This window comes from Novosphingobium sp. FW305-C-30-35, from assembly GCF_058783135.1.
In genome coordinates this window covers 372382-392712 of record NZ_JBYSYJ010000001.1, presented here as the reverse complement: position 1 = coordinate 392712, position 20331 = coordinate 372382, and the positions used below count along the sequence as shown (strand labels likewise).

The following is a 20331-nucleotide window of genomic DNA, read 5'->3' as shown; positions in this document are numbered from 1 at the left end:
TTTACCACCGCTTTTCGAAACGGTTGCGCAGGTAGATCGCAAGACCGTTCATCAGGAGAAGGAAGACGAGCAGGACGACGATCGCCGCGCTGGTGCGCTCGACGAAGCCGCGGTCGATCTCGTCGGACCACAGGAAGATCTGTACCGGCAGCACCGAGGAAGGCGCGGTGAAGCCGGAAGGCGGGCTGGCCACGAAGGCGCGCATGCCGATCATCAGCAGCGGCGCAGTTTCGCCCAGCGCACGTGCCATGCCAATGATCGTGCCGGTGAGAATACCGGGCAGGGCGAGAGGCAGCACGTGGTTGAACACCACCTGCACCTTGCTGGCCCCGATGGCGAGCGCGGCATCCCGGATTGACGGCGGCACTGCCTTGATCGCATTGCGGCCGGAGATCACGATGACCGGCATGGTCATCAGCGCCAGCGTCATGCCGCCGATCAGCGGGGCTGACCGGTAGTGCGGGAAGATGGCCAGGAACACGGCAAGGCCAAGCAGGCCGAAGATGATCGACGGCACTGCCGCCAGGTTGTTGATCGAAATTTCGATCCATTCGGTCCAGCGGTTCTTCGGCGCATATTCTTCCAGGTACAGAGCCGACAGCACGCCCACCGGGAAGGCCAGGACCAGCGTGATGAACATCGTCAGGATCGAGCCCTTGAGGGCGCCCCAGATGCCTACTGACTGCGGGCTGGTGGCATCCGACCGGCTCAGGAAGCCCTTGTCGAACACGCGGACCAGCTTGCCTTCGCTTGCCAGCTTCCCGGCAAGCTGCTGCATTTCAGGTTCACCTTCGCCGCGCTGTGCAGAAGCAAGGTCGTCGCTGGCAGGGAGCGAGGCGCTGTAGGTGCTGCCCAACAGCGAGGGATCCGCGATAATGGCAGTTGCGACCTCGCGCCAGGCACCCTGGCCGACAAGGTCGTCGGCTTCGGGGCCGAGCGCGGTCTTCGCAGCATTGCCGACGACCTTCTCCAGCCCTGCAAGTTCCAGCCCGCCCATGGGATCGGGCTGGGCAAGGCGCTTGGCGTCGATCTGCATCGAGCCCGCCAGCGGAATGTCGAATCGCACTTCGCTGCGCTGGAAACCGGCGATGCCCGCCGAGCTCATGTTGATCAGCAGGAATGCCAGCATCAGCGCCGAAAAGGCGACGGCGACAAAACCGAGCCAGCGAAAGCGCCTGTCGGCGGCGCGGCGTTTCGCCAGCCCCTTGTCCATCAGCGCCCGCCTGCGCGCCTGCACGTCTGAAGTGGTCTCGGTCATCGCAGGCTCACTCATAAGCTTCGCGGTAGCGCTTCACCACGCGCAGGGCGATGAAGTTCAGCGTGAGGGTGACAAGGAACAGGACCATGCCGAGCGCGAACGCAGAAAGTGTTGCGGGATGGTCGAAGCTGCCTTCGCCGGTCAGCATGGCGACGATCTGGAACGTCACGGTGGTCATGCTTTCAAAGGGGTTGGCGGTAAGATTGGCCGAAGCGCCTGCAGCCATGACGACGATCATGGTTTCGCCGATGGCGCGGCTGACCGCGAGCATCACGCCGGCGACGATGCCGGGCAGGGCAGCGGGTATCAGCACCTTGCGGATCGTTTCCGAAGTGGTCGCACCCATCGCAAGACTGCCGTCGCGCATGGCCTGCGGCACGGCGGCGATGGAATCGTCGGCCATCGAGGAGACGAACGGGATGATCATCACGCCCATGACAAGGCCCGCAGCCACGGCGCTTTCGGTCGATGCGCTGGATATGCCGATGGCCTGCGCCGCGTCGCGCACCATCGGGGCAACGGTGAGAGCCGCGAAATAGCCGTAGACCACCGTGGGCACGCCGGCGAGGATTTCGAGCAGCGGCTTCAGCACCTTGCGCACGCCGCTGCTGGCATACTGCGTGAGGAAGATCGCGCTCATCAGACCCAGCGGGATGGCGACGATCATGGCGATGATCGCGCCGATGTAGATCGTGCCCCAGAACAGCGGAATCGCGCCATAATCGGCTCCATCCGGCGTGCCTGAACTCATCGGGTCTGGCGACCAGTGCGTGCCGAACAGGAAGTCCAGCGGCGATACCATGCCGAAGAAGCGCACAGTCTCGAACACCAGACTGACGATGATCCCGATCGTTGTCAGGATCGCCACCAGCGAGGCGATTAGCAGCAGCGCCATGACCGCGCGTTCGACGCGGGTACGGGCGGTAAAATCGGGCTTGAGGCGCAGGAATGCAAATGCGCCACCGGCAAAGGCGACGAGGATCGTCACGACAAGACCGATGGAGTCATAAAGCGTGATCGCCGCGCGGAACGGGGCGACAAGCCCCTGCGCTTCCTCGTTGAACACTCCGAAAGCGCGGCCTTCGGCAACGGCGCGGGCTTCTGCCAGCATCGTCTCGCGCTCGAACCCGAACCCGGGCAGCAACGAGGCGGCCGGGTCGGCCAGGACCTGCCCGGTGATCAGCGTCGGGCTGATCGCGTTCCACAGCACGGCAAAGAGCAGGGCTGGCACGCCGATCCACAGGGCGACGTACCAGCCGTGGAAGTTCGGCAGCGAGTGGAGGCGCACCCCGGGCGCCGCCTTGCGGAAAGCCCAGGCGCGCGAGCGTGCCGCCAGCCAACCGAACAGGCTCAACCCGAAGGCGAGCAAAAGCAGGATGGATGACGACATGGCCCCCAACTTACTCCAATTCTTACTTCAGCTGCGAACCATCAAGGACCGGCAGGTCGGCAACAGCCTTCGCGCTCCCCGCTAGCACATCGTCAGGTGCAACCACCATGCCGAGCTTGGCAAGCGCGCCATCCTTGCCCCACAGCTTTGACCATTCGGTGACAAAGCCCTGCAGGCCGGGAATTGCCTTGAGGTGCGCCTTCTTTACATAGATGTAGAGCGGGCGGGCACCGGGATAGGAAAAGTCCGAGATCGTCGCGTAGGTCGGCTCGACGCCCTTCATCGTCAGGCCCTTGATACGGCCCTTGTTCTCTTCGAGGTAGGAATAGCCGAAGATGCCGATGGCCTTCGGGTTAGCCTCGATCTTCTGGACGATCAGGTTGTCGTTTTCACCAGCGTCGACGTAGGCGCCATCATCGCGCACTTCGCTGCAGACTTTGTCGTGCTTGTCCTTGTCACTATCCTTGAGCGCCTTCATCTCGGCGTTCTCGTCGCAACCCTTGGTCAGGATCAGTTCCTTGAGGGCATCGCGCGTGCCCGAAGTCGACGGTGGGCCGTAGACGAGGATCGGCTCGTTCGGCAGCGAAGGATTGACGTCCTTCCAGGTCTTGGCGGTGTTGGGCTTGCCATAGGGGTTCTTGGCGAGCGCCTTGTAAACGTCTTCCGGGCTCAGCGCGATGCCCGGGCCGCCTTGCGCTTCGGCAAAGGCAACGCCGTCGAGACCAACCTGGATTTCGACAATGTCCTTCACGCCGTTCTTCTGGCAGTCCTCGAATTCGGACTTCTTCATGCGGCGCGACGCATTCTCGATATCGGGGTGCTGTGCGCCGACACCTGCGCAAAACAGCTTCATGCCGGCGCCTGTGCCCGTCGATTCGATGATCGGCGATTTCAGCGAAGGATCGGACTTGGCCAGCGATTCGGCAACGGCCTTCGCGAAGGGATAGACGGTGGAAGAGCCGACGGCGCGAACCTGATCGCGGGTAGCGGCTTGCTGGCTTCCGCAGCCGGCCAGGGCAAGCGCGCCAAGGGCAGCAGCGGAAAGCGAAATCGTGCGAATCTTCGACATGGGTCTTTGGCCTTCATCCGTGTTGGCAAGGGCCCAATGCGACGGTTCCATGACAGGTTTATGACAAGGCTGGAAATGCGCAGTCAATCTGCGGAAACATTCGCCGCCGGCGCCAGCGGGATTCGCACCGTGACGGTTGTGCCAACTCCCAAGGTCGAAGCGATATCCAGCTTGCCGCGATGGCGTTCCACGATGTGCTTGACGATGGCGAGACCAAGGCCCGTGCCGCCAGCGGCACGGCTGCGTCCGGGATCGGTGCGATAGAAACGGCGGGTCAGGTAGGGCAGGTGATCTGGGTGGATGCCTTCGCCCTTGTCGGTCACGACGAGTTCGGCCTCGCTCCCATGGACGGCAAGGTCGACACTGACCGGCTGTGTCGGGTCACCATATTTCAAGGCGTTGTCGATCAGGTTGCGGACAAGTTGATCCAGTTGCTGACGATCGCCAAGCACCACACCTTCGTCGGCGCGCACCACGAACCGGCCTTCGCCGACGGTCATGGCAGTTTCGCTGGCGATGCTGCCCACCATCTGGCCCAGATCGATGCGATCGCGCGGAAGCTCGTGCTTCTCGGCCTCGATCCGCGAGAGCGACATGAGATCTTCGACCAGGCTCTGCAGCCGACGAGCTTCGCGCAGCACTGTTGCGTGGAATTTGGCGGTCGTTGCCTCGTCGACCCTGGCATCGGGATCGGCAAGCGTTTCGATATAGCCGATGATCGAGGCGAGCGGCGTGCGCAGCTCATGACTGGCGTTGGCGACGAAATCGGTATGCGAGCGGCTGATGTCGGCTTCGGCGGTGCGGTTGACCATTTCGATCAGCGAGAACCGCTCGTCGATCGGCACGCGGCTTACCTGCCAGATGGAGCGTGCGCCCGTCAGCCCTCGTACGAGTGCGCGGCCCTGCGGCTTCTTGAGCAGGTTGATGGCTTCTGGATGGCGCAATGCCACGCGGGCATCCTGCCCGACGATATGCGCGCCCAGTTCCTCTCGCGCAGCGGCATTGGCCGCGGCGATGCGCTGGCCATCAAGCATGAGAACAGGAAGGCCGAACGGCTCGACCAATTCGACCATCGCCTGACGCGACACGCTGCCATCGTCGCGATCGAGCGTCTCGACCACCGGTTCGGGGCGTGCCAGCCACAGTGTTGCCAGCCAGACGACGAGCACAGCGAGCGACATCCAGAATCCGGTGCCGCCCAAAAACATCACGACGGCTGCGCAGAGCGCAACGAATATGCTGGGGAGTGGCAGCGACAAACCCTTCATCGAATCATGCCGTGTGGATTGTTGTTGCCCGCGAATCGCCGATCCATGTGTCGGCTTCGTTGCAGCGCGGATAGGCGAGAGCAGGTGGGGGGCGCAAGCGCGCGGCGTGCAACGTCACATTTGGTCTTTGCGACGCGCCTGCCGATGAATTTGAAATTCCCACCACGAACGGTGGTGACCCCTACGGGAATCGAACCCGTGTTTCAGCCGTGAGAGGGCCGCGTCCTGACCGCTAGACGAAGGGGCCATTCCGCTGGAAGGCCTTGGCGTTGCGCTGCCGCTTCACCTCCCGAAGGAGGGAAGCAAGTGGTGACCCCTACGGGAATCGAACCCGTGTTTCAGCCGTGAAAGGGCCGCGTCCTGACCGCTAGACGAAGGGGCCACTGGGCTTGCGCCGCTGGGCAGGTCCGCGCCTCTAAGGGGAGGATGGCGGGGCGTCAAGCGGCGAATTGCAGAAAAATTTCAGTCGGCGAATGCAGCGTCCTCCACATGGAGTTCTGCGGCGGGGCGGCTGCCCCAGTCATCGATCTTTGCACGCCCCGCCAGCCAGAACTGTCGGCCTCGCGAACCGTGCAGCAGCGTCTGGCCCATTTCGCTCTGCGCAGCGCGGAAGGCGATCGCCTTGAAGGAGTTGCCGTCGGCGCCTGCGGCCACCATGCGCACGTGATCGGCGCCGACGAGATCGCATTTCACCAGTCTTACCGGACCAACTGCTACACGCGGGCCGGGCCAGCCTATTCCGAAGGGGCCGGCAGCCTCGAGGGTTTCGACCAGCGAGGGGCGCAGGCCGCCGGGCGCCAGCGACAGATCCAGCAGTAGCGATTGAGCGCCTCGTGCCCCGGTTACATCGCGCGCGAGTCGCTCGTCCAGCCAGTCTGCCAGAGCATTGAGCCGCGACGGATCGATCGTCAGGCCGCAAGCCATGGCATGCCCGCCCCCTGCCACGAGCAGTCCGGCCTCGCGCGCGGCTATGATTGCAGCGCCCAGGTCCACCCCGGCGATGGATCGGCCCGAGCCTTTGCCCATGCCTGCTTCGTCAGCATCAAGCGCGATCACCAGCGAGGGCTTGCCGGTCTTTTCCTTGATTCGCCCGGCCACGATGCCGATCACGCCGGGGTGCCAGCCGCGCCCGGCCAGAACCATGACCGCACGGTTATGCTGCGCGGCGATCTGTGCTTCGGCCGCTTCCTGCACTTCCTGCTCGATCGCGCGCCGTTCCTCATTGAGCCGAGACAGCTGCGCCGCAATTTCCCGAGCCTCATCCGGGTCCTGCGTTGTCAGCAGGCGCACTCCGAGCGTTGCTTCACCCACGCGGCCGCCTGCGTTGATTCGCGGGCCCAGTGCAAAGCCGAGGTCACTGCATGTGGGCGCGCGCGACAGGCGACTGGCGTCAATCAGCGCCGACAGGCCAATATTTTCGCGTCGCGCCATGATCTTCAGACCCTGAGCTACCAGCGCGCGGTTGAGGCCCTTTAGCTGGGCCACGTCGGCTACGGTGCCGAGTGCAACGAGATCGAGCAGGCCCATGAGGTCTGGCGCCTTGCGGCCTTCGAAATATCCGCGCCCCCGCAGTTCGCGGACGATGGCAACGGCCAGGAGGAAGGCAACGCCCACTGCGGCAAGATGGCCGTGCGCGGCGGCCTCGTCACATTCGTCGAGCCGGTTCGGATTAACCAGGGCGACTGTCCGGGGCAGTTCGGGCGGGCATTTGTGATGGTCGACAACGATCACGTCGACCCCGGCCTGCGCTGCCGCCTCAAGCGCCTCGTGCGCCATCGCTCCGCAATCGACGGTGACTATCAGGTCGCTACCTTGCTGGGCCAGACGGACGAGCGCTTCGCCTGAAGGGCCGTAGCCTTCGAGCAGGCGGTCGGGGATATAGTGGCCTGCGCTCACGCCGAGACCTCGCAGCAGCAGGATCAGCAGCGCTGCGCTGGTCGCGCCGTCGACGTCGTAGTCCCCGTAAATCGTGATCTGCTCGTTGCGCTGGATGGCATCGGCGATGCGGCGGGCTGCTTCGTCCATGTCCCGGAACAGCGAAGGATCGGGCAGGAAATCGCGCAAAGTCGGGCGGCGATGGCGTTCGAGATCATCGGGCGAGACGCCACGCGAAAGCAGCAATTGGGTAACAATGGCCTCCTCGCCGTCTCGGGCACTGCCGCTTTGCCCAAAGTCCATGTTGCCTCCGCGCCAGCGCCAGGCCTGGCCCGAAAGAGATCGTGTTATCGCAGTGACCGGAATCATGGTCTTGCGCTATACCATGGGGCTCCCTGCGGAAAGGGGAAGGGAGTGTGCGGTGGCGCACCGGCCAGCAAGAGCCCCCGACGCATAAGGTCGCATCGAATCCGTCGCGGCGGTTGTCTGCCGCAAGTCCTTGAGGAGGATGCAGGAATGCGTGTGATGACCGGTTACGTGATAGCAAGCGGACTGACGCTTGGCGGTGTTGCTGCTGGAGTCGTGGCGCAACAGGCGACCGCTCCCGTTGCCAGATACGAGATGCGTGCCGAGACGATGTCGGGGTTTGGCGGCATGGGCGCTGGCAGTGGCGGTGCTGGCGCGGCCCTGGCGATGGCCATGGGAGGGACGCCAAAGGCCCAGCACATGCTGTGGCTCGATCTCGGAACGTCCCGTGCGGCAGCGGACGGCAAGCCGAAAGCCGAACACTTCATGCCGGCCGGCGCCAAGCTCGGGAAATCGGTGCTGCTCAAGACACCTGTCAGCAAGCCCGCCGAACCGGGAACGACGGAGTTCCAGCGACCCAAGGGCCGAATGCTGATCTTCTGGGGCTGCGGCGAACACGCGCCGAAGGGTCAGCCGGTAGTCATCGATTTCAGCAAGCTTGCCGCGGGGCAGATCCCCCCGGGCCTATGGACCACGGCCGTCCCGATCGACCGCTGGGTCTCGCCTTCGTCGGCGAGGACCTACGGCACATGGCCGAGCGATGACGGCAAGTCCGCCAAGCCGGATTCATCCCTCATCGGCGCTCACCGTGTCGTTTCGAACTACTCGCCGGAACTGGCGTTCAACCTGGCCAAGGACTTCATGGCCCCACTCAACGCCTCGAATAGCGCAATGGGCACTGGCGCCACCTTGCTGCGTTGGGGTGCAGTTCCCGACGCCACAGGCTACTATGCGATGATCATCGGCGGGAAGCAGGCGCCCAAGGGTCAGGACATGGTGGACATCGTATGGTGGTCGTCGAGCGCCACGCGTCAATTCGGCGGAGGATTGTCGGATTGGCTGGCACCGTCGACGGTTGCGAAACTGGTGGCCGAAAAGACGGTCATGTCTCCGCAGACCACAACGTGCAGTGTCCCTGCAGAAGTCAAGGCGGCGGCGCCTGACTACATGTTCGGAACGCTCCATGCCTATGGGCCGGAAGAATCCTTCGCCTATCCTCCTCGTCCGGCAGATCCGAAGGCCAAATGGGTGCCGGAATGGACGGCGCGTATCCGCCATCGGTCCAGCACAGGCTTCCTTGTCGGGGTAGAAGGCTTTGGAGGGGCCGCCGCGAGCCAGCAGGATGCGCCCAAGCCGCAATGCAAGCCGAAGAAAAAAGGGCTGGGCGGCTTGCTGGGAGGCGCGATCGGCGGCGCCATCGGTGTGCCCGGCACTGGCGGGGATGGCTGCTAAGCGATGACAGGTGGCCTCGCGATCATCTGGCACAGCCGCACCGGCACTGCACGGGCAATGGCCGAGGCCGCCGCCAGCGGGGCCGAAACCGAAGGTGCCTGCCGACTGATCGAGGCTGCGTCCGCCGTACCTGAGGACCTGCTCGGTGCGGCGGGCTATCTGTTCTGTTGCCCCGAGAACCTGGGTTCGATGACCGGGGAGATGAAGGCATTCTTCGATCGGTGCTATTACCCTTTGCTCGGCAGGATCGAGGGCCGGGCCTATGCGGCCATGATTGCAGCCGGCACGGACGGAAGCGGCGCGGAACGTCAGCTTGATCGTATTGTGACCGGGTGGCGGCTCAGGCGGGCGGCAGAACCTCTGATCGTTAAAACAGGCGCACAGACGCCCGAAGAGATCCTTGGCCCTAAGCGCGTGCCTGAGGCACTATTGCACGATTGCCGAAATCTTGGACGGGCTTTGGCGGCGGGTCTCGCATTGGGAGTTTTCTAAAGCTTTCGAGCTTATGGACCAAAACCAAGCTTTCCCGGATGCAGCGTGACTCGACGCATCCGGAGGACTGTGCAAATTGGGGCCGTGGCTGAAAGGTGGGCAAGTGGACGCGAGTGACCGGTCTGCAGTTTGCGCACCCCTTGCAGCCCTTCTCTACAGGGCCGAAATGCTGCCTGCCCTGGAAGAGATTCTGGCAGGCCCGGAGCGTGGCTTCGGATATTCGGCATCCCACGTGCCCGACGCCTCGGAAGGCTGGGTGGAACTGCTCGCCAGCGGATTGACCTTCGATCTGCACGGATTGAAGAGCGGTCCACCTGCTGCGGCACTACCCATCGCCACTGCCCTTGGCCTTTCTCAATCAGATATTGGCGAGATGCGATGGCTGACGTTTGCACCTGGGCCTCACCTCGCAGGTGCCGGCGGCCTCTTGCCGGTCATCCGAGTCGCGGCGATGCTTCTGATCGAGCTTGCGGAAATGAGTCAGGCGGAAGGGATTTCGTGGATTCCCGCCCATCTGGTTCTAAAACCGGGATTATTCAGGCAAGCCGTGTTGCCATGGCTGGAGGGCGGACCTTTCCCGGCTCCAGCCTTTGTCGCAATGCATCGGCTGGATGATGGCTCCATGGCGTCTCGCGGGCTTAATCTGTTGATGGGGCAGGAATTTATCCTGAAAGCAGGCAATTCTGCAGATCCGTCGCTGCTCGCTCGCACCGCTGTTCGGCTGGTTGATTGGCTGGTCGCCCATGGCCCCGTTCTGCAGCCGACACGGGCAATTCTTGCCGGAACGGGGGCAGTCAGTCTTGAGGCGGAGTCCGGCAGTCCTATCCTTGCCCGGTGCGACTGAAACGGAAACAATTTCAACCTGAAAGGGCCTGTCTGCCGTTCGGCAGCGTGAATGTCCCTGGCCAGGCAGGATATTGCCCGGACCAGCAGCGCCATCACCTCGTTCCCCGTCAGGTTCTGAGTCTTCCGGCCTTCCGGAGAATGATCGATACGCTTGGCCACGAACGAATCGGGATTCACGACTTCCGCCGCAACGGCCAATTGTTGCCCGGGTCCGAACACGCGGCGCTGCGCGCAGGGTTGCCACTCCATCGCGGCCCGCACCGTGCCTATAACGAGCTGGTAATCGAGCGAATCGGTCAGATCGAAGCGGATTGGTCTCTTGCACGACGCAAGGGTTCGGCAACGGCCGATTTCACCGCCCTGATGCGCTTTGACTTGCTGCAGCGCGCGTTGCGCAGGCGCTTTCTTGATCCACGCAATTGGTCGCGCATGCCATTGAACACGCGCGACCCGTCGCTCGATTTCAGCCATCTCGACGACATGGCCCAGCTGTTCTGGACAGATACGGCAGTCGTGGCGCGAGCGAACTAGACCTGAATCAACGCAGGAACGCGGCAGAATTTTCCGTCAGTCTCGCTGCTGCCTCGCGATATTCCCGCTCGAGCCGGTCCACGCGGCTTGCGACCGGTTCGACAGCGGTGACGGCACCGATGCCCTGGCCGGAACCCCAGATATCCTTCCAGGCCTTGGCGTCGGTATTGCCGCCCGATCCGAAATTCATCTTGCTCGGGTCACTTTCGGGAAGGTTATCGGGATCGAGCCCTGCGTTGACGATCGAGGAGCGCAGATAGTTGCCGTGAACGCCGGTGAAGAGGTTCGAGTAGACAATATCGTCGGCCCGGCTGTCCACGATGGCCTGCTTGTAGGCCGCATTGGCATTGGCTTCCTCGGTCGCGATCCAGGCAGAGCCGATATAGGCAAAGTCAGCACCAAGCGCCTGTGCGGCAAGCACCGAACGCCCATGGGCAATCGCGCCCGAAAGTGCGACGAGTCCATCGAACCATTCGCGGATTTCCTGCATCAGTGCAAAAGGCGATTGCGCCCCCGCATGGCCACCAGCGCCTGCGGCAACCGGGATGAGGCCATCGGCACCTTTCTCGATTGCCTTGCGGGCGAAGCGATCATTGATGACGTCGTGCAGGACAATGCCGCCCCAGCCATGGGCCGCGTTGTAGACATCCTCGCGCGCACCCAACGAGGTGATGAGCATGGGCACCTGCCACTTTGCACAGAGCGCCATGTCTTCGTCGAGGCGGTTGTTGGTCTTGTGGACAATCTGGTTCACGGCGAACGGGGCAGCCGGGCGGTCAGGGTTGGCGCGGTTATGGGCGGCAAGTTCCTCGGTAATCTGATGCAGCCATTCGTCGAGCTGGCTGATCGGGCGCGCGTTGAGCGACGGGAACGATCCGACAATGCCTGCCTTGCACTGGGCGATGACCAGTTCCGGGCAGGAGATGATGAACAGGGGCGACGCGATAACCGGCAGACGCAGGTTTGCGAACAGCGGGGGCAGGGGCATTCAGCGCGTGTCCTTCACAAGGTTCTTAATCGAGCAGTTAAAGTGCTAGGTGATGACACGTCGCCTGTCTAGGGGAGCATGTCCTCAATGCCGTAGAAGCGGGCGGCAGTGCCGGCAAAAAGCGCGCGTTTGTCACTCTCGGACGCGCCATGGGCCAGTCGCTTGAAGGCATTCCACAGCACGGTGTAGCTGGCGCCCCATTTGTCGACGGGGTAATTGCTTTCGAACATCGCCCGCTCCGGCCCGAAGGCTTCGATGCAGGTTTCGATATAGGGGCGCCACATGGCTGCCAGTGTCTCCGAGGACAGCCCCGCCATCGGGCCTTGCTCGGGAAGTCCGCAGAACGACATGGCAAGACCGCCAAGCTTGATCGTGACATTAGGGCATTCGGCAATCTGCCGGATCATGCTCCGCCAGCCATCGAAGCGCTCGTGCAGCCTGCCGTGATAGCTTGCGGTGCCGAGCGGGGTGCCGCAGTGATCGAGGCAGATCGGCTGGCCCGGAAACGCGCGGGAAAGGCTGAGCACATCACCCAGTTGCGGCTCCAGCAGCCAGGCATCGAAAGTGAGGCCAAGCTCGCCGAGGTGGCGGAAGCCTTTGCGGAACTCATCCGATAGATAAAGCTCAGGCGGCGCATGGAACGGCGGCCCGAGTACGTCAGGATTGGCATCCCAGGCGCCCTGGTGGCGAATGCCGCGAAATCGGCCGTTACCTGCCTGCGCGAGCGCTTCGAGGACAGGACGTGCTGCATCGCCCAATTGCAAGTCGGCATGGCCGATGATCGCGGCACAAGGGCGGAAGTTTCCGTAAAGGCCGCTCGCACCTTGTGCGGCGATGCCGTTCACAAACTCGACTTCGCCCACCGGCTTCATCGCGGGTTCCGCATTGGCGCGGTAGAAGGCGCCGCATTCCATGTAGACCGTGGCTACCACGTTATGGCCACCACGCGCATCGGCCAGCAGCTGGTCGAACGTGTAATAGGCCGAGTGCGTCAGCGTCTCGATGAAAGGATGGCGGGGCTGCGGGAAAGCCGCGATCAGCGGGCGCAAGTCCCACAGATGGTGATGCGGATCAATGATCGGCAGGTCGGGTTCGAGAATCGCTTCGTCGGCCATAAAGTCCTGTCCCGTTGCGCGCCTCTTGCGGGCACGGGCAGACTATGGCGCAAGGATCTGCGCGGGCAAGCGGGTATTTAAGCGATCGGTTGAACGGGCGGCCGCGGAGGCCGCCCATTTAGCGCTCATGCAGCAGCGTTTGCTGCGCTGAGAACCGCGCGAACCGAAGCGGTCGCCACGTCTTCATCGATACCGACGCCCCAGATCGTGCGGCCATCGGCGGTCTTGCATTCGACGTAGGCTGCGGCGCGGGCATTGCTGCCGGCACCCATCGCATGCTCGGAATAGTCGGTGATGTCGATCTCGACTCCGAAGCCGTCCTTGAGCGTGGCGACGACCGAGGAGATCAGGCCGTTGCCGCGTCCGGATACCGACTGGACCTTGCCATCGACTTCGATCTTGCCGGCGAAGATGCGTGTGCCATCAGGGCCCCGCGCCTCCTCATAGTCGACCAGCTGGAAGTGCTGCGGCGCATCGAGTCGATAGGCCTTGCGGAACACGCCCCAGATGTCTGCCGCCTGCAGTTCGCGGCCCAGTTCGTCGGCCAGCTCCTGGACATGGCGCGAGAAGTGCGCCTGCATTTTCTTGGGCAGCTTGAGGCCTTGGTCCTGTTCGAGCACCCAGGCAAAGCCGCCCTTGCCGGACTGCGAATTCACGCGGATCACCGCTTCATAGCTGCGGCCGAGATCCGCCGGATCGATTGGCAGGTAGGGGATTGCCCAAAGCTCGTCGTTGCGCTGCTCCTGCGCTGCGAAGCCCTTCTTGATCGCGTCCTGGTGGCTGCCGGAAAACGCGGTGAAGACCAGTTCGCCGCCATAGGGATGGCGGGGATGGACAGGCAGCTGGTTGCAGTATTCGACCGTCTGGATCACCTCGTCGATGTCCGAGAAGTCCAGTTCAGGGTCGATTCCCTGCGTGTACATGTTGAGGCCGACGGTGACGAGGCAGCAGTTGCCGGTGCGCTCGCCATTGCCGAAAAGACACCCCTCGACGCGATCGGCCCCAGCCATGAGACCGAGCTCGGCCGCAGCGACACCAGTGCCCCGATCGTTGTGGGTGTGCAGACTGATCACTGCACGATCGCGGTTCGGCAGGTTGCGGCAAAAGTACTCGATCTGATCGGCGTAGATGTTGGGCGTCGCCGCTTCGACCGTCGCCGGCAGGTTCAGGATGATCGGCTTGTCCGTTGTCGGCTGGAGAATCTCCATCACGGCCTCGCAGCACTCGATGCTGAAATCGAGTTCGGCGGTGGAGAAAGTCTCCGGGCTGTACTCGAAGTGCCAGTCGGTCTGCGGGAAACGAGCGGCCTGATCACGCAAGTGCTTGGCCCCGGCTATGGCGATCTCGCGCACGTCCTTTTGGTCCATACCGAACACCACGTTCCGCCACAGCGGCGAAACCGCGTTGTAGACGTGGACGATCGCCTGCTTGGCTCCGGCCAGGCTTTCGAACGAGGTCTTGATCAGGTCTTCGCGCGACTGGGTGAGGACCTGCACGAAGACGTCATCGGGGATGCGGCCGGAATCGACCAGGCCCCGGATGAAATCATACTCGGTGGCCCCGGCCGACGGGAAGCCGACTTCGATTTCCTTCAGCCCAACCTTGAGCAGAAGGTCGAAGAACCGGCTCTTCTTTTCCGCGTCCATGGGATCGATCAGCGACTGGTTGCCGTCGCGCATGTCGGTTGAAAGCCAACGCGGCGCCTTGGTGATCGTACGGCCGGGCCATTGGCGGTTGGGCAGGTCGATCTGCGGGAACGGACGGTACTTGGCCGAAGGGTTCTTGAGCATGGTCATGAGAGTGCACTCGAATTTTCTGGATTTTGGCGGTTGAGCTTCTGATCCCCTGGGCGCCGTGCGCGCCGGGGGCCCCCGCGCGTCAGCTCACGCCCAAGGGCGGATAAGTCGCAGGGTAAGGTCCAGTCGAGCGGTCATGCCACAAGCCTATGGTGAATCGCAGGCCACTTGTCCAGAATGAATGCAAGCAGACCGGGAGAGAAGAGCCATGAATATTGCGCCATTCACCGTCGAGATACCGCAAGCCGCGATCGAAGATCTGAACCGGCGCATCGACATGACGCGGTGGCCGGAGAGGGAAACGGTTGACGATTGGTCGCAAGGCGTGCCGCTCGCCGCACTGCAGGATTTTGTCGCCTACTGGCGTCATGAATATGATTGGTACGCTTGCCAGCAGAAGCTCAACGACTGGGGCATGTTCGAAACCGAGATCGATGGCGTCATCATCCGGTTCCTGCACGTACGCTCGCCCCACGCAGGCGCGCGGCCTTTGCTCCTGACCCACGGCTGGCCTGGCTCGATCCTCGAGTTTCGCCGCTGCATCGCCCCGTTGACCCAGCCGGAGGAGCATGGCGGCGCGGCGCGGGATGCCTTTCATCTCGTGATCCCGTGCCTGCCAGGCTACGGGTTCTCTGGCAAACCCACGGTCAAGGGCTGGAGCGTTCAGAAGATCGCGCAAAGCTGGGGCGAATTGATGCGGCGGCTCGGCTATGACAGGTGGCTGGCGCAAGGTGGCGATTGGGGCTCGGCAGTGACGACTGCGCTCGGCGCGCTGAAGGTCGACGGATGCGCCGGCATCCACCTCAACATGCCGATCGCAAGACCGCTGCCCGAGGATATGGCCGCGCCCGGCCCCGACGAGATGAAGGCGCTCGAGCGTTTGCAACATTATCAGGAGTGGGATTCAGGCTACTCCAAGCAGCAATCCACCCGCCCTCAGACGGTCGGCTACGGATTGGTGGATTCGCCTGTGGGCCTCGCGGGCTGGATTTACGAGAAGATGTGGGCCTGGACCGACAATGCTGGGCGTGCCGAGGATGCCCTGAGCCGCGACGACATTCTCGATAATCTCATGTTGTACTGGTTGAGTGCTACGGGCGCATCGTCGGCCCGTCTATATTGGGAGAGTTTCGGCAGTTTCAGCCCTGTGCAGATCGACATCCCTGTTGCCGTCAGCGCGTTCCCCAAGGAGATCATCCCGGCCCCGCGCAAGTGGTTCGAGAGGACATGCTCTAAGCTGGTTTATTGGGGCGAACAGGAGAAGGGTGGGCACTGCGCCGCGTGGGAGCAGCCCGAAGCTTTCGTGAAAGAGCTTCGGGCCGCGTTTTCGCTGATGCCTTGAACGCTTACTTCTTTTCAAAGGCGACAGTGATGTCGAGCTTCACTTCGTCGGATACGAAGGGAACGCCGTACTTCACGTTGAAGTCCGAACGCTTGAGCGTGGCCTTCCCGTGGAAGCCGAGCGTGGCAGCCTTGTTGAAGGGGTTGGTGCCGGCACCGGCAAAGGTCGCGTCAATGGTCACCGGCTTGGTCACGCCATTCAGGGTAAGGTCGCCAGTGATCTTCGCGCTCATGCCATCGGCGCCTGGCGCCACGCTGGTCGAAACGAACGTCGCGTCGGCCGGAGCCGCACCGAAAAAGTCGGCGGGCTTGCCGTCAGCTGCCGGCTTGAGCAGGTGGGCAGTGAGTCCGCTGCTGGCCGTCATGACCTTGCTGACCGGAATCTTGACCGAAACCTTGGCAGCGGCGGGATTGGCCGGGTCGATGTCAAGCGTGCCCGAAACGTCGCCGAACAGGCCGAAGTAATCGTTGAAGCCGAAATGGTTCACGCGCCACCCCACCAGTGAGTGGCCGGCATCGGCAGTGTAGGAGCCCGCCACGACACGCGCCTTGTCGGCCTTGCCAGGGGCCTCCGGCATCTGCGCTACCATCGGCGCGGCCGCAGCGGCGAGAGCGAGGGGAAGGGCGAGCAAAAGGGGACGTGGCATACGCGAGAGCTTCGGCATCGGGATCTCCTTGGGAGGATAAGGAGCGCCTTGGTTGCCAAAGTGCTGTGATCGACGCAAGTAAAAGTCCCGGCGTCGTAGCGTAAGCCTGCGCGGCTATCCGCAGCGCGCCGCCATCAGGCGTCCGGCATCATCAACGATCAGGTTGAGGCGATTTTCGCGGCGATCCTGCGTGATAATTGCTCCCGGCCGGATCACGCGGATGCGGTCGTGTCCGATGGTCTTGATCAGGGCTGCCTGTGATTGGGGCGAAAACATCGCGCCAACCAGCTTTTGGGCAGAACGCTGGCCGCAGGTGTCGACCAATCCGGCCTCGGTCCTGACAACGGGGGGTATCGGCCGCTGCGCCATATCCTTGGCCGCGGCAAGAACTGGCCCGGCATCAAGGCAAAACGCGGCGGCGCATAGCGTCAGCCGGGGGACAAGGCGGAATCGTGTGATCATTTTCTCCAGATCGGAGTGATATAGATCACATTTCTGTCGTCCACTGCATTCGTCGATGCCTGTCGTGCACTAAAAGAAAGGGCGACCGAAGCCGCCCTTTCCAAAAGTTTCGAATTGATTGGGAAGATCAGTTCTTCGACTGATCGACCAGCTTGTTCGCTCCGATCCACGGCATCATCGCACGCAGCTTTGCACCGGTTTCCTCGATCTGGTGGCGCTTGGCGAGACCGCGGGCGGCCTTCAGCTCGGGCTGGCCGGCGCGGTTGTCGAGCACGAAGTCCTTCACGAAGCGGCCCGACTGAATGTCGGCGAGAACCCGCTTCATTTCCTTCTTGGTCTCTTCAGTGATGATGCGCGGACCGGTCTTGATGTCGCCGTATTCGGCGGTGTTCGAGATCGAGTAGCGCATGTTCGCGATGCCGCCTTCATAAAGCAGGTCGACGATCAGCTTCAGTTCGTGGAGGCATTCGAAGTAGGCCATTTCCGGTGCATAGCCGGCTTCGACCAGGGTTTCGAAACCGGCCTGGATCAGCGCGGTGGTGCCACCGCACAGCACGGCCTGCTCGCCGAAGAGGTCGGTCTCGCATTCTTCGCGGAAGTTGGTTTCGATGATGCCGCTGCGGCCACCGCCGACGCCCGAGGCATAGGCGAGTGCAACGTCATGGGCGTTGCCGGTCACGTTCTGATGCACCGCGATCAGGCAGGGCACGCCGCCGCCACGCTGGTATTCGCTGCGCACGGTGTGGCCAGGGCCCTTCGGCGCAATCATGATCACATCGATGTCGGCGCGCGCTTCGATCAGGCCGAAGTGGATGTTGAGGCCGTGCGCAAATGCCAGTGCCGCACCAGGCTTCATGTTGGCATGAAGGTCATCGGCATAGATCGCGGCCTGATGCTCGTCCGGTGCCAGGATCATCAGAATGTCCGCCCATGCAGCAGCATCGGCATTTGCCAGAACCTTGAAGCCGGCAGCTTCGGCCTTCTTGGCGCTGGCCGAACCCGGGCGCAGCGCGATCGCCACGTCCTTGACGCCCGAGTCGCGCAGGTTCTGCGCGTGGGCATGGCCCTGCGAGCCATAGCCGAGGATCGCGATCTTCTTGTCGGTGATGAGGTTCAGATCGCAGTCTGCGTCGTAATAGACCTTCATGTCGTTCCCAATCTTTGATGAATTCGTGAAAGGATAAGCGGTGAAATTCAGGCCGCGGTGGCGCCGCGGATCATGCCGACGATGCCGGTGCGTCCAACTTCGACGAGGCCGAGTTCCTTCATCAGGCTGACGAAGCTGTCGATCTTGTCGGGCGCCCCGGTGAGTTCGAAAATGAAGCTCGAGGTCGTGGTATCGACCACCTTGGCGCGGAATACGTCAGCCAGGCGCAGCGCCTCGACGCGGTTCTCGCCCTTGCCGGACACCTTTACCAGCGCCAGTTCACGCTCGACGAAGGGGCCCACTTCGGTGAGGTCGGTGACCTTGTGCACCGGTACCAGTCGTTCAAGCTGCGCGCGGATCTGGTCGATGACCGGCGGGGGGCCGTGCGTCACGATGGTGATGCGGCTGACGTCGTGGCCATCGGTGATGTCGGCCACGGTCAGGCTGTCGATATTGTAGCCGCGCGCGGTGAACAGGCCGGCGATCTTGGCGAGAATGCCCGCTTCGTTGTCGACCGTGATGGTGAGGACGTGGCGTTCCTGCGCCTCCTGAGCGATGTGCATCATTGTTTCGGTGTCCCTCAGACCAGCGCCTTTGCTTCGTCGTCCATCGTGCCGGCGACTTCGTCCCCGTAGAGGATCATGTCGGTATGTGCAGCCCCCGACGGGATCATCGGGAAGCAATTGGCCTCCTTGGCGACGAGGCAATCGACAAAGACCGGACCGTCATGGTCGATCATCGCCTGGATGCCCGCGTCCAGCTCACTTTCGTCGCTGATGCGGATGCCCTTCCAGCCATAGGCTTCGGCAAGGCGAACGAAGTCGGGCAAGCTGTCCGAATAGGAGTTGGAGTAACGGCTCTCGTAGGTCAGCTCCTGCCACTGGCGGACCATGCCCATCCATTCATTGTTGAGCACGAAGACCTTGACCGGAAGACGATACTGCGTGGCCGTGCCCAGCTCCTGAATGTTCATCTGGATCGAGGCGTCGCCGGCGATATCGATGACCAGCGTCTCGGGGAAGCCGGCCTGCGCGCCGATGGCCGCGGGAAGGCCATAGCCCATCGTGCCGAGACCGCCCGAGGTCAGCCACTTGTTTGGCTTCATGAAGTGGAAATATTGCGCCGCCCACATCTGGTGCTGGCCGACTTCGGTCGAGATGATCGGCTCGAGATGCTTGGTCAGCTCGTACAGACGTTCGACCGCATACTGCGGCATGATCGCCTTGGACTTGCGCGGGTAGGCAAGGCTCTTCCTGCCACGCCAGCCATCGATGCGCGCATACCATCCCGTGAGGTCCTGCGCCTTGTAGCCACGCTCCAGCCACGCTTCGATCAGCTGCCCGAGAACCTTGCCGCAATCGCCGATCACCGGCAGGTCCACGGCGACGGTTTTGTTGATCGACGCGCGGTCAATATCGATGTGGATCTTCTTCGAATTGGGCGCGAAGGCATCGAGGCGGCCCGTGACACGGTCATCGAAGCGGGCGCCGACGCAGACGATAAGGTCCGCCTGGTTCATCGTCAGGTTTGCTTCGTAGGTGCCGTGCATGCCGAGCATGCCGAGCCATGCCGGATGATCCGCCGGAAATGCGCCCAGACCCATCAAAGTCGAAGTGACGGGCGCGCCGGTCAGCGCTTGCAGCTCGCGCAGCAGGCGCGCGGCTTCGGGACCGGAATTGATCACGCCGCCACCGGTGTAGAACACCGGTGCCTTGGCCTGGGCGATCATTTCGATCGCCTCGGCGATCTCGCTGGCGCCGCCTTCGGTCTGGGGCGAATAGCGGTTGCGCTGCTGCGGCGCCGCGCTGCTCCACGTCGCCGTCGCGATCTGCACATCCTTGGGAATGTCGATCACGACCGGGCCGGGACGACCTTCGGTGGCGATGCGGAAGGCCTCGTCGATGGTGGCGGCAAGCTGCGACGGGTCCTTCACCAGATAGTTGTGCTTGGTGCAGTGGCGCGTGATGCCGACCGTATCGGCTTCCTGGAACGCGTCGGACCCGATCAGGCCGGTGGGGACCTGCCCGGTGATCACGACCATCGGGATCGAATCCATGAAGGCGTCGGCAATGCCGGTGACGGCATTGGTCGCGCCAGGACCGGAGGTGACGAGCACGACACCGGGCTTGCCGGTAGCGCGCGCATAGCCTTCGGCGGCGTGGGCCGCGCCGGCTTCATGGCGGACGAGGATGTGGCGGATGCGTTCATCACCGAACAGCGCATCGTAGATCGGCAGTACCGCGCCGCCGGGATAGCCGAACACGAATTCGACGCCCTTGGCGACAAGGCTTTCGACCAGGATCTCGGCGCCGCTGCGCTCGCTTGTCACGTTACTTCATCCTTCTTCG

General features: G+C 63.0%; 18 protein-coding genes and 2 tRNA genes. 5 read left to right on the top strand and 15 right to left on the bottom strand.

All coding sequences use genetic code 11. From position 1 onward, the window contains the following. Position 1: 1 nt before the first annotated feature. The 7 genes from pstA to recJ form a co-directional block, all read right to left on the bottom strand. Complete coding sequence (gene pstA, locus AC3WLM_RS02140) at positions 2-1258, bottom strand: phosphate ABC transporter permease PstA (protein ID WP_492476461.1); 1257 nt, start codon at positions 1256-1258, stop codon at positions 2-4. A gap of 7 nt (positions 1259-1265) precedes the next feature. After that, positions 1266-2648 (bottom strand): phosphate ABC transporter permease subunit PstC, encoded by a 1383-nt coding sequence (pstC, locus tag AC3WLM_RS02135; protein ID WP_427465102.1) that lies wholly within the window; start codon positions 2646-2648, stop codon positions 1266-1268. 22 nt (positions 2649-2670) lie between these two features. Then, positions 2671-3717: a substrate-binding domain-containing protein gene (locus AC3WLM_RS02130; RefSeq protein ID WP_492476460.1), complete on the bottom strand. Its 1047-nt coding sequence runs from the start codon at positions 3715-3717 to the stop codon at positions 2671-2673. 83 nt (positions 3718-3800) lie between these two features. Further along, positions 3801-4898 carry a sensor histidine kinase gene (locus AC3WLM_RS02125; RefSeq protein ID WP_492476459.1) on the bottom strand — a complete coding sequence of 366 codons (1098 nt, stop codon included), beginning with the start codon at positions 4896-4898 and terminating at the stop codon, positions 3801-3803. Between the two features lie 259 nt (positions 4899-5157). Beyond that, positions 5158-5232: transfer RNA gene (locus AC3WLM_RS02120), tRNA-Glu, on the bottom strand. Positions 5233-5292: 60 nt separating this feature from the next. After that, positions 5293-5367: transfer RNA gene (locus tag AC3WLM_RS02115), tRNA-Glu, on the bottom strand. Between the two features lie 80 nt (positions 5368-5447). Further along, complete coding sequence (gene recJ, locus AC3WLM_RS02110; RefSeq protein WP_492476458.1) at positions 5448-7229, bottom strand: single-stranded-DNA-specific exonuclease RecJ; 1782 nt, start codon at positions 7227-7229, stop codon at positions 5448-5450. Between the two features lie 156 nt (positions 7230-7385). On the opposite strand from recJ, the gene AC3WLM_RS02105 reads away from it, so the two are divergent. The 4 genes from AC3WLM_RS02105 (at position 7386) to AC3WLM_RS02090 (ending at position 10487) form a co-directional block, all read left to right on the top strand. Further along, a complete protein-coding gene (locus AC3WLM_RS02105; protein WP_052241889.1) occupies positions 7386-8618 on the top strand; it encodes a hypothetical protein in 1233 nt (410 codons plus the stop codon). A gap of 3 nt (positions 8619-8621) precedes the next feature. Further along, positions 8622-9110: a flavodoxin family protein gene (locus AC3WLM_RS02100; RefSeq protein WP_492476457.1), complete on the top strand. Its 489-nt coding sequence runs from the start codon at positions 8622-8624 to the stop codon at positions 9108-9110. A gap of 166 nt (positions 9111-9276) precedes the next feature. Continuing rightward, positions 9277-9954, top strand: a complete 678-nt coding sequence (locus AC3WLM_RS02095) for a hypothetical protein (protein ID WP_492476456.1) — start codon at positions 9277-9279, stop codon at positions 9952-9954. Continuing rightward, on the top strand, positions 9945-10487 hold the full coding sequence (locus AC3WLM_RS02090; RefSeq protein WP_492476455.1) for an AHH domain-containing protein: 543 nt from the start codon (positions 9945-9947) through the stop codon (positions 10485-10487). The genes AC3WLM_RS02095 and AC3WLM_RS02090 overlap by 10 nt, the downstream gene beginning before the upstream one ends. Positions 10488-10494: 7 nt before the next feature. Here the strand turns inward: AC3WLM_RS02090 and AC3WLM_RS02085 are convergent, their stop codons facing one another. The 3 genes from AC3WLM_RS02085 to leuA all read right to left on the bottom strand — a co-directional run bounded on the left by AC3WLM_RS02085 (position 10495) and on the right by leuA (position 14386). After that, positions 10495-11475, bottom strand: a complete 981-nt coding sequence (locus AC3WLM_RS02085; protein ID WP_193828098.1) for an NAD(P)H-dependent flavin oxidoreductase — start codon at positions 11473-11475, stop codon at positions 10495-10497. A 68-nt stretch (positions 11476-11543) separates the two neighbouring features. Continuing rightward, on the bottom strand, positions 11544-12590 hold the full coding sequence (locus AC3WLM_RS02080) for an amidohydrolase family protein (RefSeq protein WP_492476454.1): 1047 nt from the start codon (positions 12588-12590) through the stop codon (positions 11544-11546). 125 nt (positions 12591-12715) lie between these two features. Further along, on the bottom strand, positions 12716-14386 hold the full coding sequence (gene leuA / locus AC3WLM_RS02075; RefSeq protein ID WP_039331306.1) for a 2-isopropylmalate synthase: 1671 nt from the start codon (positions 14384-14386) through the stop codon (positions 12716-12718). Between the two features lie 208 nt (positions 14387-14594). Between leuA and AC3WLM_RS02070 the strand changes: the two genes are divergently transcribed. Then, on the top strand, positions 14595-15728 hold the full coding sequence (locus tag AC3WLM_RS02070) for an epoxide hydrolase family protein (RefSeq protein ID WP_492476453.1): 1134 nt from the start codon (positions 14595-14597) through the stop codon (positions 15726-15728). Positions 15729-15732: 4 nt separating this feature from the next. Here the strand turns inward: AC3WLM_RS02070 and AC3WLM_RS02065 are convergent, their stop codons facing one another. The 5 genes from AC3WLM_RS02065 to ilvB form a co-directional block, all read right to left on the bottom strand. Then, positions 15733-16392, bottom strand: coding sequence for a YceI family protein (locus tag AC3WLM_RS02065; RefSeq protein WP_082734346.1), 660 nt, complete (start codon positions 16390-16392; stop codon positions 15733-15735). 96 nt (positions 16393-16488) lie between these two features. Next, a complete protein-coding gene (locus tag AC3WLM_RS02060) occupies positions 16489-16836 on the bottom strand; it encodes an I78 family peptidase inhibitor (RefSeq protein WP_039331301.1) in 348 nt (115 codons plus the stop codon). A gap of 127 nt (positions 16837-16963) precedes the next feature. Continuing rightward, positions 16964-17983 carry a ketol-acid reductoisomerase gene (ilvC, locus tag AC3WLM_RS02055; protein WP_039331297.1) on the bottom strand — a complete coding sequence of 340 codons (1020 nt, stop codon included), beginning with the start codon at positions 17981-17983 and terminating at the stop codon, positions 16964-16966. 47 nt (positions 17984-18030) lie between these two features. Continuing rightward, positions 18031-18546, bottom strand: a complete 516-nt coding sequence (gene ilvN, locus AC3WLM_RS02050; RefSeq protein WP_039331295.1) for an acetolactate synthase small subunit — start codon at positions 18544-18546, stop codon at positions 18031-18033. Positions 18547-18563: 17 nt separating this feature from the next. Then, positions 18564-20312, bottom strand: coding sequence for a biosynthetic-type acetolactate synthase large subunit (gene ilvB, locus AC3WLM_RS02045; protein ID WP_492476452.1), 1749 nt, complete (start codon positions 20310-20312; stop codon positions 18564-18566). Between the last annotated feature and the right edge of the window lie 19 nt (positions 20313-20331).